This window comes from Myxococcus faecalis (assembly GCF_050039385.1).
Lineage (GTDB): Bacteria > Myxococcota > Myxococcia > Myxococcales > Myxococcaceae > Myxococcus > Myxococcus fulvus.
On sequence record NZ_CP144336.1, the window covers coordinates 9,338,579 to 9,353,219 of the forward strand.

General features: G+C 70.7%; 9 protein-coding genes. 6 read left to right on the forward strand and 3 right to left on the reverse strand.

Translation table 11 applies throughout. From position 1 onward, the window contains the following. Positions 1 to 39: 39 nt before the first annotated feature. The 3 genes from VZQ01_RS37495 (at position 40) to lipB (ending at position 4,662) form a co-directional block, all read left to right on the forward strand. A complete protein-coding gene (locus VZQ01_RS37495) occupies positions 40 to 1,293 on the forward strand; it encodes a dihydrolipoamide acetyltransferase family protein (protein ID WP_426746058.1) in 1,254 nt (417 codons plus the stop codon). A 1,120-nt stretch (positions 1,294 to 2,413) separates the two neighbouring features. After that, positions 2,414 to 3,574, forward strand: a complete 1,161-nt coding sequence (locus VZQ01_RS37500; RefSeq protein WP_426746059.1) for a ClpX C4-type zinc finger protein — start codon at positions 2,414 to 2,416, stop codon at positions 3,572 to 3,574. Next, positions 3,571 to 4,662: a lipoyl(octanoyl) transferase LipB gene (lipB, locus tag VZQ01_RS37505; RefSeq protein WP_426746060.1), complete on the forward strand. Its 1,092-nt coding sequence runs from the start codon at positions 3,571 to 3,573 to the stop codon at positions 4,660 to 4,662. The genes VZQ01_RS37500 and lipB overlap by 4 nt, the downstream gene beginning before the upstream one ends. Position 4,663: 1 nt before the next feature. Here lipB and VZQ01_RS37510 read toward each other — a convergent pair whose 3' ends face one another. The 3 genes from VZQ01_RS37510 to VZQ01_RS37520 form a co-directional block, all read right to left on the reverse strand. Then, entirely contained in the window at positions 4,664 to 5,500 is an 837-nt protein-coding gene (locus tag VZQ01_RS37510; RefSeq protein ID WP_223747739.1) for an MBL fold metallo-hydrolase, read from the reverse strand. A gap of 49 nt (positions 5,501 to 5,549) precedes the next feature. Next, the gene (gene ribA, locus VZQ01_RS37515) at positions 5,550 to 6,224 is read right to left on the reverse strand and encodes a GTP cyclohydrolase II (RefSeq protein ID WP_141325957.1); all 675 of its coding nucleotides are present in this window, start codon (positions 6,222 to 6,224) and stop codon (positions 5,550 to 5,552) included. Positions 6,225 to 6,349: 125 nt separating this feature from the next. Beyond that, the gene (locus tag VZQ01_RS37520) at positions 6,350 to 7,582 is read right to left on the reverse strand and encodes a molybdopterin molybdotransferase MoeA (RefSeq protein WP_223747636.1); all 1,233 of its coding nucleotides are present in this window, start codon (positions 7,580 to 7,582) and stop codon (positions 6,350 to 6,352) included. Between the two features lie 175 nt (positions 7,583 to 7,757). Here VZQ01_RS37520 and VZQ01_RS37525 point away from each other — a divergent pair, with 175 nt between their 5' ends. The 3 genes from VZQ01_RS37525 to VZQ01_RS37535 all read left to right on the forward strand — a co-directional run bounded on the left by VZQ01_RS37525 (position 7,758) and on the right by VZQ01_RS37535 (position 14,628). Further along, positions 7,758 to 9,182 carry a protease inhibitor I42 family protein gene (locus VZQ01_RS37525; RefSeq protein WP_223747637.1) on the forward strand — a complete coding sequence of 475 codons (1,425 nt, stop codon included), beginning with the start codon at positions 7,758 to 7,760 and terminating at the stop codon, positions 9,180 to 9,182. 108 nt (positions 9,183 to 9,290) lie between these two features. Further along, positions 9,291 to 12,899: a ribonuclease R gene (gene rnr / locus VZQ01_RS37530; RefSeq protein WP_426746061.1), complete on the forward strand. Its 3,609-nt coding sequence runs from the start codon at positions 9,291 to 9,293 to the stop codon at positions 12,897 to 12,899. 217 nt (positions 12,900 to 13,116) lie between these two features. Further along, positions 13,117 to 14,628 (forward strand): hypothetical protein, encoded by a 1,512-nt coding sequence (locus VZQ01_RS37535; RefSeq protein WP_426746062.1) that lies wholly within the window; start codon positions 13,117 to 13,119, stop codon positions 14,626 to 14,628. The last annotated feature ends 13 nt before the right edge of the window (positions 14,629 to 14,641 follow it).

The window sequence follows — 14,641 nt, forward strand, 5'->3', positions numbered from 1 at the left end:
GCCTTGACGCAACCCCCGTTCCTCTCGGAAAGACACCCCATGGCAACCTTCGAATTCAAGCTCCCCGACCTCGGTGAAGGCGTGATGGAGGGCGAGCTGGTCAAGTGGCACGTCAAGGCCGGCGACGTCGTCAAGGAAGACCAGGTGCTCGCCGAGGTGATGACGGACAAGGCCACCGTCACCGTCCCCAGCCCGAAGGCCGGCCGTGTCATCCAGACGCACGGCAAGGAAGGGGACATCGCGAAGGTGCACCACCCGCTGGTGACGATGGAGATCGAAGGCGCCGCGCCGGTCCAGGCCGCGGGCCACGGGGCTCCCGCTCCGGCGGCTTCGGCGGCGGCGCCCGCCCAGGCGGCTGCCGCGGCGTCGACGCAGGCGACGAAGGTGCTGGCCACGCCGGTGACGCGTCGGATGGCGCGTGAGCACGGGCTGGACCTGACGACCATCTCCGGCAGTGGTCCGCAGGGGCGGGTGACGAAGGCGGACGTGGTGGCGGCGCTGGAGGGTGGCGGCGAGCAGAAGAACGTGGTGGTGGCGGCGCCGGCCCAGGCGCGCCCCGCGGCGCCCTCCGTGTCGGCGGGTCGGTCGGACGAGCGCGTGCCGCTGCGAGGCCTGCGCAAGAAGATCGCCGAGAAGATGGTGCGCTCGAAGTTCACGATGCCGCACTTCGCCTTCGTGGAGGAAGTGGACGCGACGGAGCTGGTGGCGCTGCGTGCCCGGCTCAACGCGCAGCTGGCGGCGGTGGGCGACAACACGAAGATCAACTACCTGCCGTTCATCATCAAGGCGACCATCGCCGCGCTGAAGCGCTTCCCGCACCTGAACGCCAACTTCGACGAGGCGGCGCAGGAGCTGGTGGTGCGCGGCGAGTACAACATCGGCATGGCGGTGGCGACGCCGGACGGCCTGACGGTGGCGGTGGTGAAGGACGCGGACCGGCTGACGCTGGCCGAGCTGGCGCGCGAGACGTCGCGGCTGGGTGTGGCGGCGCGTGAGCGCAAGCTGAAGATGGAGGAGCTGACGGGCGGCACCTTCACCATCACCTCGCTGGGGCAGACGGGCGGCCTGTTCGCCACGCCCATCATCAACCACCCCGAGGTGGGCATCATGGGCGTGCACAAGCTCAAGAAGCGCCCGGCCGTGGTGAAGGACCAGGTCGTGGTCCGCGACATGATGAACCTGTCGCTGTCGTGCGACCACCGCGTCATCGACGGCTCGGTGGCCGCGGACTTCGTGTACGAAGTCATCAAGTACCTCGAGAAGCCGGACATGCTGTTCCTGGCGATGACCTGAGGTCCCTGGATGCGGGCCCGGTGAGCGGAGGCTCCCGGGCCTCGTGTCCACGGTAGGGCGTCCCGTGGGGTTGCCAGGGGACGGACCGCCCGCTCGACGGAGGTCGGGCGGTGGTCCTCCAAGACGGTTAGGCTCTGTCGGTATGGCCGAGAACCCTCGCGAGCTGATCCGCGCCGCGCAGTCCGCCGAGCTGAGCGGTGACGCGCCTCGTGCGGTGGAGCTGTTGTTCCAGGCCGCGACGCTCTTCCAGCGCGCGGGGAACGCACCTCGGGCGCTCCAGTTGCTGCGCCATGCGCGCCGACTGGATGCGCGCCGCGCGGACATCGCCGACGAGGTGGCGCGACTCGAGCGGATGTCGGCGATGGATGCTGAGGAGCCTGCCCCTCCAGCACCCTTGATGATGGGAGGCGAGGAGGGTGTCTCGTCATTGGAGCTGGCGTTGAGGCAGCGCCTCATCGAAGCCGCGCTGCGCGAGGAGGAGGCGCCTGGGCTCGCGCAAGCACCTGCCGAAGTCACCGCGTGGGTGTTGGACACAGAGGTGAGTGAAGACCTGCAGCGCCTGGAGGCCCAGCTGTCGCGTGGGAGCGACTCGTACGAGGCCGAGGCGTCGCGAGATGACGCGCTCGCTCCGACGGACGAAAGCACAGGAGCGTCTCCGGGAAGGGCCGGGCCGCCTCGACAGGGGGGGGGCGCTGATTCGCACGACAGCATTGGCGCTGGTGTGACGTCGCGCGTGACAGCCGGAGCTTCGCCCTGCTCGCGATCAGCCGACGATGGGGGAGGGGAATCTCCCGAGCAGGGAGGACTCGCGCCGCGAGGCCGGAGCAGGGTCGGGGCCGACAGCGAGCGCTCTGGCTCGACGCGTGGCCAGTCGTCGGGCGTGACAGCCGGAGTGCCGGCGCGGGACTGGGAACTGGACGCTGACGACAGTGCGAGTTCCGGCGAGGCCTCGAGCGTGACAGCCCGAGCGTCGCCAGACTTCCGATTCATGGCCCGGAGCGCAGGTGCGCGAAGTCGAGCACGAAGCTTCGGTGGCGATCGACTCATGGGTGGCGCTGGCTCTGACGATGCGTCCTGGAGTCCAGGGCTGCTCGATGCGTGGGATGGCCCGGTGGCTGGCGTGTCCGGAGCCGATGACACGTCGGGCGCGGTGGGGTCGAGCGGCGCATCCGAGGTCGAGGATGAGACCTGGCTTCTGGGGGACCAGGGCGAGTTCGTGAGCGCCGAGGCGAGCCAGCCCCACCTCTTGGGTGTGACGGGAACCCGTCCGTTCGGAGCGCCGCTGCGCGAGTCGTCTGACGAATTCGAAGGCGGTGAGGATGACGTCGCGCGCGAGCCTCACGACGTGGAGGACACGCCACCCCAGCGTCGACGCAAGCCGCGCATCATCGAGCGTGGCCCCACCCGCGCGGACGTGACGCTGGACGCGTGGTGCTCGTTCTGTTGCCGACCTCGCGCGGAGATTGGTGAGCTCGTCGCGGGACCGGCGGGCGCGTTCATCTGCAAGGCCTGTCTCACGGCCTCATCATCCCTGTTCGGTGACTCGGTGAGCCCGGTGTCGCTCCCGGCCCGTCCTCGCGTCGAGACGCCGACTCCGAGCGCGCCGGACTTCATCGGGCAGCCGGAGGCGCGGAGTGCGCTCATCGATGCACTCCGCACGGGCGTCCGCTGCGTGCTGCTCATCGGTGCGGAGGGCTGTGGGAAGAGCACCTTGCTCCAGATGCTCCAGCGAGAAGGGCAGGGCGCTCTCACCACGGTCGACGCGCTCACGGCGGCTCCATCCTCCACGCCGCTGTTCATCGAGGACGTGGACCAGCTGACCACGGAACAGCAGCGCACACTCAGCGCCTTCCTGGGTCGGGCCTCGAGGCCCACGGTGGTGCTCAGCGCGCGGGGCAAGTCACCCACGTCGAGCAAGCTCGCGCTGCGTGGAAATGGCCTCCGCCTCAACATCCCCACCACGGACGCACTCTCGCGTGCCATGCGCGGCACCGTCACAGTGAGCATCCTGGAGCACGTCCAGCGCCTCGTGTCCCTGCGTCCGCCCACCTCCGCCGAATACAGGGACATGGCCTGGGCCCACCTCGCCGCGCGTGAGCACACGACGACGGTGTCCGAGAAGGCCCTCGTCGTGCTCGTGGCGGAGGCCGCGCGTTCCGCGCGCGCGGGCCATGAGCTCCGGGCGCTCCTCCAGCGCATCCCCCCAGGCACCTGGGACCTCGACAAAGTCACGAAGCCAGCCCCTGCTCGCAAGGGGCGGCGCAAGAAGGGAACGTCGTGAACACCATCACCGTCTACCGGCTCGGCCGGGTGGAGTACGAGGACGGCCTCGAGCTCATGCGCCTGTTCGGCGACGCGCGTCGCGAGGGGCTCTGCTCGGACGCACTGCTCCTCCTGGAGCACCCGCCCGTGCTGACCCTCGGCCGAGGCGCGAAGCGCGAGAACATCACCGCCTCCGACGCGAGCCTCTCCGCCGAGGGCGTCCAGGTCTTCGAGACCAACCGCGGCGGCGACGTCACCTACCACGGCCCCGGGCAGATCGTCGGCTACCCCATCTTCCTGCTCCCCGAGTCGCGCCGTGACGTGCGTCGCTACGTGCGCGACGTGGAGCGCTCCATCATGCAGGTGCTGTCCGAGTGGGGCATCACCGCCGGCCCCATCCCCAAGTGGCCCGGTGTGTGGATTGGCGAGGAGGGCGCCCCGGACGCGCGGAAGATCGCCGCCATCGGCGTCCACATCTCCCGCTGGCTCACCACGCACGGCTTCGCGCTCAACGTGAACACGAAGATGGAGCACTTCCGCTTCATCGTCCCGTGCGGCATCCGCGAGGCCGGCGTCACGTCCATGCAGCGCGAGCGTGGCAACGCCATCCCCGTGTCCGACGTGGAAGAGGCCCTGGCTCGCAGCTTCTGCGCCGTGTTCGACAGCGAGCGCGTCGATGCGCCGCCGCCCATGTCCACCGTCAGCGTCGCCGTGGTGCGCGGACATGGCCCCGAGGCCCGCGTCCTGCTCGTGCGCCGCCGCCCCGAGCGCGGAGGCTTCTGGCAGATCCTCACGGGCCGCGTGGAGCCCGGTGAATCACCCGCCCTGGCCGCCGCCCGCGAGCTCGAGGAGGAGACCGGACTGCGCCTTGCTCCCGAGGACCTCCACTACCAGCACGCCTTCGCCATCGGCGAGACGCTGCCCCCCGTGCTCGCGCGGGAGAACGGCTTCGCCGTCCAGGCCCCTCCGGACGCGGAGGTCCGCCTGGGCCCGGAGCACGACACCTTCGAGTGGGTGGACGTGCCCACCGCCCTGGAGCGCCTGCCCTTCGTGGGATTGCGCGAGACGGTGAAGCGCGCGGTGGCCCGCCAGCGCGGCGGCGCCTGAGCTACAGCGAGAGGACCATCGCCTCCTTGGCGGCGATGGCCTCCGGGCGGTGCTTGCGCACCTGACGCAGCAGCTTGTCCATGGCCACGTCGTCGCGCGACGGGTCGTGGTGGAAGAGCACCAGCGTCTTGACCTCGGCCGCGTCCGCGGCGGCCACGGCGGCCTGCCACGTCGAGTGGCCCCAGCCCGTGCGCGCCGGCCCACTGCGGCCGTGGTACTCGTCCTCCGTGTACATGGAGTCGTAGATGAACAGGTCCGCGCCGCGCGCGAACTCGAACATCGCCGCGTCCAGCTCGCTGCCGTGCTCCACGTCCGTCGCGTACACCACGGACCTGTCGCCGCACTCCACGCGGTAGCCCAGGTTGCCGCCCGGGTGGTTCAGCTCCAGCCACCGCACCTTCGCGGGGCCCACCCGCAGCGTGTCCCCGGGCGCCAGGTCCCGATACGTCAGCTTCGCGCGGAACGTGCCCTCGGCCGTCACCGGGAAGTAGGGCTGCACCATCTGCCCGCTGAGCAGCTCGCGCGTGCTGCGCCCGTTGCGCGCGGGCCCGTTCACCGTCAGCTCGCTCGTCGGGATGAAGATGGGCGCGAAGAAGGGGAGCCCCTGCAGGTGGTCGTAGTGGTAGTGCGAGATGAAGATGTTGCCGCGCACCGGCGACGTGCCCGACGCCAGCAGCGCGTCACCCAGCGCTCGCGCCCCGGAGCCCAGATCGAAGATCAGCAGCTCGTCCCCGCACCGCACCTCCACGCACGGCGTGTTGCCCCCGTAGCGCTTCGTCTGCGGACCCGGGGCGGGGATGGAACCGCGCACACCCCAGAAGCGCACCTCGAACGGCACGCGCGCCTGATTGCGCACGGCGGTGTCGCGCCGCCGCGCGGGCGTCTTCTCAGCCGGCCTTGGCTTCCGTGTCGTCGTCCTCGGCGAAGAGCTCAATCAGGTGCCCCGTACGCTCGCGCTTCGTCCTCAGGTAGTCGACGTTATGCGGATTGTGCTCGGTCCGGGAAGGGATTCGACGCAGGACCGGAATCCCTTCCTCCACCATCCCGGCGATCTTCAGCGGGTTGTTGGTGATGAGGTCCACCGAGCGTACGTCCAGCGAGCGCAGCATCTCCGCGGCGATGTCGTAGCTGCGCAGGTCGTCCGCGAAGCCCAGCTGCCGGTTCGCCTCGTACGTGTCCAGCCCCTTGGCCTGCAGCGCGTACGCCTTGATCTTGTTCCCCAGGCCGATGCCCCGGCCCTCCTGCCGCAGGTAGAGCACCACGCCCAGGCCCTGCTGGGTGATGAAGTCCAGCGCCCGGTCCAGCTGCTCGCGGCAGTCGCACTTGAGGCTGCCGAAGACCTCGCTCGTCAGGCACTCGGAGTGGATGCGCACCGGCACCCCCTCCACGCCCGACACACTCCCCGCCACGAGCGCCACGTGCTCGCGGCCGTTGCGCTTGTCCCGGAAGACGATGGTCCTCAGCGGTCCACGCCCCGTGGGGACGTCCGCCTCCGAGAAGCGCTCCAGATGCTGGGTGGGCTTTCGGGTCGGAAGGACCTGGGGTGAGCGAGTATCCGACATGGTGTTCTGTTCTCCGGCTGCGAGGCCCCCTGTTTGGTGCCCCACGGAACGCAAGTCAAGGCGGACTCACCAACGGAGCCCACCTGGAATCGCGGAAAGGATGCGTGACGGACGCCTTCGGTTTCTCAAGCCCCCCAGGAGACCGGTAGCAACTCCACACCGTCCCCATGAGACAAGCTGCTGGCCTCCCGGGGGAAGTGCAGCAGGTGCGTCGCGGAGGCCGCGGAGCGCAGCGCTCCGGACGTCTGGGTGGACAACGGCCGTGCCCACAAGCTTCCTTCCCGCCAGGTGGCCGTCACCCGGACGAAATGCGCCAGCCCCGGGCTCTTGGCCAGGCGGCCGTCCAACCGCCCGGACACCCGGATGGGGGCCACGTCCGAGTGCCCCAGCAGGCGGCGCAGCGCCGGCCGGACGAACAGCTCGAACGTCACCAGGGACGAGGTGGGGTTGCCGGGCAGGCCGAAGAACAGCGTGCTGCCGCGCTTGCCCACCACCAGCGGCTTGCCGGGCTTGATGGCCACGCGCCACAGGTGCTGTTCCACGCCCAGGGCCGCCAGGACCTCCTTCACGTAGTCCCGCTCGCCCACGGACACGCCCGCGCTGGTGAGCACCACGTCGAAGCCGTGGGCGCGCGACAGGAACTCGCTCACCGAGTCCCGCGTGTCCTGCGCGATGCCCAGCAGGGACGGCAGTCCGCCCGCGCGGCGCACCGCCAGCGCCAGGGACGGGGCGTTGGTGTCGACGATGCGGCCCTTGGGGGGCTCGTCGGCCCGGCACAGCTCGTCCCCGGTGGAGAGGATGGCCACCCGGGGCGCGCGGGGGACGGGGATGGACAGCTGGCCCTGGCCCCACAACAGCCCCAGCTCGGGGATGCCCAGGGGCGTGCCCCGGGCCAGCAGCAGCGCCCCCTCGTGGGCGTCCTCGCCCCGCGGCCGCACGAACTGGCCGGACTCCACCGCCTCCAGGATGTCCACCTGATCCGCGCCGCCGTTGGGGACGGGGCGGGCGCGCTCGCGCATCACCACCGCGTCCGCGCCGTCGGGCAGGGGGGCGCCGGTCATGATCCGCACGCAGGTGCCCGGGCGGACCTCGTGCCGGGGCGTGGCGCCCGCGTAGACCGTCTCCAACACGGGCAGTCTCACCGGCAAGGGCCCCGTGAGGTCGGAGGCGCGCACCGCGTAGCCGTCCATGGCCGAGTTGTCCCAGGGGGGCAGGGTGCGCTGGGCCATCACGTCCTCCGCCAGCGTCCGGCCCAGGCCCTCGTCCAGGGACACCCACTCCGTGGCCAGGGGGGGGACCAGGGCCAGCACCCGGGCCCGGGCCTCGTCCTCCGGCAGCAGTGTCGCGGCGTCGTTCATGCGCGTGTTCTCCAGGGCTGTTCGCACCCAAAGTCCGAGAGAAAATCAAGTGTTAGTTTGACAGCCCTGCTGATCATCGTTACAAGCTCCAATCATCGCGAAGCCTGCCAGTCCTCCTGGGGGTGGCTTGGCAACCCGTTGAAAGTACACGGGAACTCTCAAGGAGACAGCGTCGATGGCCAAGCCCAAGTCCGGGGCCAAGAAGGCGACTCCCGCTGGAAAGACTGGCGCGAAGCCCGCCGCGAAGAAGGATAAATCCGCCCGGCTGGATCTGATCAAGAACGCGTCCAAGCGCGTCGCCACCTCGACGACGAAGGCGGTCAAGGCCGTCGCGGAGACGGTGGCCAAGGGCGCGAAGTCCGCGGCGAAGAAGGTGGCCGCGGAGGTCGCCCCCGAGAAGGGCAAGGCCGCCGAGAAGGCGGAGAAGGTCGACAAGACCGAGAAGGCCGCCGCGACCAAGAAGTCCGCCGCCAAGCCCGCTCCCGCCGCCAAGTCCGCCACGGCCAAGGCTCCGGCCGCCCCCGCGGCGAAGGCGCCCGCTGGCAAGGCCGCTGGCGGCAAGGCGGGCTCCAAGGCCTCCGCGCCCGTCATCCCCGCCGTGGAGAAGCCCCGTCCCCGCGCCACCAAGCTGCCGCCTCCGGGCGAGCCGCTCACCAAGCGCGAGATGGAGCAGCTGCTCACCGCCGGTGAGGGCCGCGGCGTGACGGGCGAGGGCAGCCTCAAGGGCCGCCTGGTCGTCCTCAACGAGATGCCCAACCTGGTGGTGGTGGGACGCGACAAGCGAGAGCTCACCTTCCTGCTCCAGGGGCCGGACCAGGAGGTCCTGCCGGCGTACGTGAACCACAAGGTCTCCGTCAGCGGGTTGATCCGCAAGACGACCAACCACGGCGGCGTGGTGGACGTGCGCAAGTACTCCGCCAAGAAGCCGGAGGCCGAGGTGGTGGAGGCGCCCCCGGCGGACACCGAGCCCCGGCTGCGCTACCTGTCGCCCGGCGAGGTCTCCATGGTGACGGCGGCCGGCATGGGCGCGGGCATCAAGGGCTTCGCGGCGGTGCGCGGCAACCTCGAGATGACGGGCGAGGAGTTCGTGCTCGTCGTGTCCAACGGCGGCACCCGTCAGCAGGTCTCGTTCCTCATCGAGGGCAAGGCCGCGGTGAAGGGGCTGCGCAAGTTCGTGGGCCACACGCTGCAGGTCATGGGCGTGGTGGACAAGACGTCCGGTTGGGGCGGCCGCATCGGCGCGGAGAACGTGGAGCCCCGTCCGTCCGAGGCGCGCGCGGTCTCTCGCGACGAGATGGAGCTGGTCCACATCGAGGGCGAGGTGCCCACGAGCGTGGACGTGAAGCTCAACCACGGCCTCACCGTGCGCCTGCCCGAGCAGCCGGGCTTCACCTGGGCCATCGAGCCCACCGCCGCCAAGCGCGTGGGTCTGCGCGAGGCCAACTTCGAGCCGGGCCTCAATGGGGGACCGGCCACCCGAGAGTTCTTCTTCACCCCCCGCAACCCGGGGACATCCGAGGTGGAGTTCTTCCTGGCCAAGGCGCTCGCGCCGGGCCTGGTGGACCGCTCCTTCAAGATCAACGTCACGGTCAAGCCCTGAACGTCGCTTCCCGGAGGAGGACTCCGGGAAGCAGTCGGTCGCCGGGGGGTTCCCGCCCGGCCGCTTCGGGCTTACCCGTTCCCGTAGCGGCCGAGCCGCGACCCCACCGTGAGCATTCCTCCCGACCTTCTCCAGCAGATTCTCTCCGACGCAGACCACCCGCTGGGCATCAAGGAGCTCCTGCGACTCGCGGGCCTGCATCCTGGCCAGCAGACCGAGCTCAAGCGCGCCCTGCGCGAGCTGGTCCGTCAAGGCGCCATCGTCAAGGAGGGCAAGCGCTTCCTGCGCCCCAGCCCCCGTCGTGACGAGGCCGTACGTCCTGCCCCCGCGCACCCTGAGCAGGCGCGTCCGGAGGCGCCCCGCTTCGGCAAGGCCCACTCGAACGACTCCCGCGCCCGCTTCCAGGGGCATGGAGCGCGCGGACAGGAGGGCGGCCGTTTCCAGGACCGTGGTGCCCCGTCACGTGGCGCCCGCGACGCCGGACGCCATGGCGGTGGCGGGCGCGACGACTGGCGTGAGCGCTCCGGTCAGCGAGGCCGGAGGGAGCGCCGCTTCGGCGAGGTGCTCGACACGGTGGAGGGCATCCTCCACGTGCATCAGAACGGCTTCGGCTTCGTGCACCCGGTGTCGGGCGAGGGCGAGAACATCTTCCTGCCGCCGGGCGAGGCGCAGCGCGCGCTCGACAATGACCGGGTGGTGGTGGAGGTGGCGGGGCGGCCCGGACGTTACGAGGGGCGGCTGGTGCAGGTGGTGGACCGACGCCGCGAGCTGGCGGTGGGCGTCTACACCGCGCACGGGCGCCACGCGCTGGTGCTGCCGACGGACACGAGCCTGCCGGGGCCCATCCGCGTGCCGTTCACCCAGATGGCCCAGGAGGGCGACCTGGTGAAGGTGCGCCTGGGCGTGGGCGCGAACCTGTTGGACCCGGGGCGTGGGTTGATCGGCGAGGTGGCCGGCTCGCTCGGCAAGCCCGGCACGCCGAGCTCCGAGGTGATCGGCATCGCCTACTCGCAGGGCTTCTCGGACGAGTTCCCGCCGGAGGTCATGGACGAGGCGGACCGCTACGCCGTCACGGTGTCCGAGGACGAGGCGCGCGGCGAGCAGCGCCGCGACCTGCGCGCGATGGCGCTGGTCACCATCGACGGCGAGGACGCGCGCGACTTCGACGACGCGGTGTACGTGGAGGAGCAGCCGGGAGGTTGGCGGCTGGTGGTGGCCATCGCGGACGTGACGCACTACGTGCGCGAGCGCAGCGCGCTGGACGCGGAGGCGCTCCGGCGCGCGACGTCCGTGTACCTGCCGGACCGGGTGCTGCCGATGCTCCCGGAGCGGCTGAGCAACGGCATCTGCTCGCTGCGTCCGGACGAGGACCGGCTGTGCATGGTGGCGGACATGACGTTCGACACCCAGGGCCAGCGGCGCTCGTCCACGCTGTACCCGGCGGTGATGCGCAGCCAGGCGCGGTGCACGTACAACGAGGTGCAGGACGTCCTCGATGGCAAGGACGTGCCGCACCGCAACGCCTTCAAGCCGCACTTCGAGCGGATGATGGCGCTGGCGCGGGCGCTGATGAAGATGCGCAAGGAGCGCGGCGCCATCGACTTCGACCTGCCCGAGCACAAGGTCGTCGTGGGCAAGGACGGCCTGCCCGAGCGCATGGACAAGCGCGAGCGCAAGGACAGCCACCGGCTCATCGAGGAGTGCATGCTCGCCGCGAACGAGGCGGTGGCGCGCTTCTTCCAGGACGAGGGCCTGCCCACGGTGTACCGGTTCCACGGCGAGCCGGACGAGGAGAAGCTGGCGGCCTTCGCGGCGCTGGCGCAGGCGTATGGCTTCAAGCTGCGCTTCGAGGACGGGGTGTCGTCGAAGGAGCTGGACGCGTTCATCAGCCAGCTGGCGGGCCACCCGGAGCAGCGGGCGCTGAACCAGCTGCTGCTGCGCTCGATGATGCAGGCCGTGTACACGGCCTCGAAGGTGGGGCACTACGGGCTCGCGGCCGAGCACTACCTGCACTTCACCTCGCCCATCCGTCGCTACCCGGACCTGCTGGTGCACCGGCTGCTCAAGGCCCACTGGGCGAGGGCAGGCCGCAAGCCGTCGCAGGCCATGCTCGAGCGCGAGGAGGAGAAGCTCGAGGACATGGCGATGCAGTGCTCGGATCGCGAGCGCGCGGCCATGCAGGTGGAGCGCGAGGTGGTCTCGTTCTACGCGGCCCTGATGATGAAGGACCGCGTCGGCGAGGAGTTCGCGGCCACCATCGCGGCCATCACCGACTTCGGCTTCTTCGTCGAGCTGGACGAGGTGCACGTCGAAGGCTTGGTGAAGGCGGAGACGCTGGGGCCGGGCTCGAAGCTGGACAAGCAGACGCACGCGCTGGTGTACCCGAACGGGCGCCGCGTCCGCGTGGGCCAGAAGCTGCGCGTGCGGTTGCTGTCGGCGAACCCGACGGCGCGGAAGATCGACTTCGAGGCGCTCCAGTTCGACGGCGAGGCGCCGCTGGCGCGTCGTGAGGGCGGAGCGTTCTCGCACCGTCGTCCCGAGCGCCGCGAGCAGGTCGCGCATGGCAAGCACCGGGCCGAGCGGCCGGGACGCTGGGAGCGCGATGAGAAGAAACAGGGCTCCGCCCGAGGCTGGGCCGCGCGCGAGGAGCCCTCGAGTCCCCGCGGCCGGTTCGTGCGGGAAGGGCGCCGCGAGGAGCCCGCGCGGGGCGAGGAGAAGTTCAAGCAGCCCTGGCGCGACGAGTCGGCGAACAAGCCCCGCGAAGGTCGTCCCGAGCGGGAGGGCCACGGTGAGAAGCGTCGGGTCTTCGTGCGCCCCGAGCAGCAGGGTGCCGAGGTGCGAGGTGCGCAGTCCGTGGAGCAGGAGTCCTCCGCCGTGAAGACGTTGGAGGCCCCCTCCGCTCCCGAGGCGACGGGTGGCTCGCCGCATCCCGGATTCGACCGGCTCCGCGCCCTGGCCGCGCAGGGGCAGCGGGGCGGCGGTACCCATGGTGCCAAGGGCGGGCGTCCGCACGCGCCGCAGAAGCACGGTCACGGCGGGAAGCCCGCCTCGAAGGACGCGCGCTTCCACCACCGGCCGCCGCCGAAGTTCGAGCCGCCGAAGCCTCGCGAGGAGACGGATGCCGCGTTCTCGCCCGAGAACTGGCAGCCCTCCGTTCCCGCCGAGCCTCCCGCGAAGCCGCTGGCGGCCCGGGAGTCGCGCGACGTGACGACGCACGTGGAGCCGCCGACGCGTGTGACGCAAGAGGAGGTGTTGACCGCGGAGCCCGTGGTGACGCCCTCGTCGGAGCCGGCTTCGCGCCCCGTGGCGGCGCCTGCCTCGCAGGTCCGTCCGGCGGATGTGCTGGACGCGGAGGTCGTGGGAGAGGCTCCCGCGAAGAAGCGCTCCTCGCGCGCGAAGCCGAAGCGCGAACCCTCCGCCGCGAGCGCGCGGAAGACGGCCACCCGGGCCGCGGCCATGAAGAAGTCCGCGAAGAAGCCCGCGGCCGCGAAGAAGGCACCCAAGGTTAAGGTGGCCAAGGCGAAGGCCACGACGCCCAAGGCGAAGCCAGCGAAGGCGAAGGCCACGACGCCCAAGTCGAAGCCGGCGAAGTCCAAGGCCGTGCCCGCGAAGTCCAAGAAGGCCCGGGCTCCGACGAAGGCCGCCGCGAAGAAGGGCACGAAGGCCGCGTCCGCGAGCAGGTCTCGCGGCACGAGCAAGGCGCGGACGAAGCGCTGAGCGTCAGTCCGCGCGAGCGACAGTCGCTCGCCGCGCGGTGTGGGGCAGGTGGGCCACACGATGTGGGGTGGGCCCCCCTGAATCCACGCGGATACAACGGTGACGGCAGCACCTGCTCCCAGGTGACTCCGTGCGAGCGCACCATGGCATGTCACTTGCCTTGATGGCGCGGACACACGACGCGTGTGCGCACGGTCATCGAGTCGAGGAGTGGAGCATGCGAGCAGTCCGGTCGGGCCGACGTTCGTCACCTTGGATTCTCCTCCTCGCGCTCGCTGTCGCGGGTGGGCTCACGGGCTGCTCCTCCGATGACCCGGCCGAGGGGAACCCCAAGCCCGACGCGGGCACGAGCGCCGACGGCGGCACGGGCTCCGACGCGGGAGGCAACCCCGACGCGGGCCCGTCCGGCTCCGACGGTGGCTCGTCCACGCCGGATGGTGGACCGCGCCCGCTGCCTCCGTTCACCTGGGGACGCGGTCCGGAGACGGGCTCCCTCTCGGGTGACGTGTGGACGCCGGGGCGTGACTCGACGGGTCTGGTGAACGAAGCGTCATGGGCGCTGGTGCCCAAGGGGCGATGGATTGAAGTCGCGGGGACGCCGCTCACCACGCTCGACGCGGAGGTCAAGGCCGCGCTCCCGGGCTTCCGCGACCTGGGCTCACAGGGCATCGCCGGCGTCATCAACGCGTACTCCGGCATCGCGCTGGATGCGCCGAGGGCGCGGTGGTGGGCCTTCGGCGGTGGCCATGCCGACAGCTCCAACAACGGCCTCTATCGCTTCGACATGGCGCAGATGCGCTGGAGCATCGAGCAGCTGCCGGACAACCCGGCGAACTGGACGAACGTCCCCTGGGGCAACACGTACAGCGGCTATCCGCCCGCGGAGGCGTACGCCAAGGCGCATCCGGACAGCGACGTCTACTCGGACGAGTTCTTCGACCCGGACCGTCCCGCCGCGTCGACGCGCAACCCCACCGCGCGCCACACGTACAACGGGCTCGTCTACAACCCGGACCTCGACGAGGTGGCCACCGGCGTGCGGCGCATGTGGCGCTACAGCCTGAAGACTCGCACCTGGACGCGCCACAATCCGTTCAACACGCCGGGGGCCTCGTATGACGGCTCGAAGGGCTACGGCGGCGCCGCCGGCTGGACGTTCTGGGACGAGGTGCGCGGGCGCTACATGTTCGGCCCCACGGAGAACTACAACTATTCACAGTGGTGGTCCTTCGGCCCCGAGGACACGTCCTGGAAGTGGGAGGTCGTCACGCCTCCCGCCTGGCACTTCGCGCAGATGGCCCGCGTGGGCCGCGTCCTCGTGAGCTTCCCCGCGCCGGGACACGAGGAGCCGCACGTGCAGATGCCGCGGTTGATCACCTACGACCTGGACACGACGAAGTGGAACGACATTCCACTGCGGAGCGACCTCGTGCGCGCGCGCTGCTACTCCGAATACTTCGAGGGCATGATCTTCGCCCACGTGCCCCCGCTCCATCGCTACATCGCCGCGTTCCGGTATGACCGCGACGGGGACGGCTCCTTCGAGTACCGCACCTATGAGGTCGACGCCGAGGCGCGCACCCTGCGCGAGGCCCCCCAGTGGGAGGCGGGCGCCTTCGGCGGCTGGCATGACCTGGTCAAGAACCGCTTCTTCTACCAGGCCACGCACGACGCCCTCGTCTACGTGCGCAAGGGCGAGGAGAACCTGCGTGTCTTCAGGCTGCCCTGAGCTGGTTGCTTTC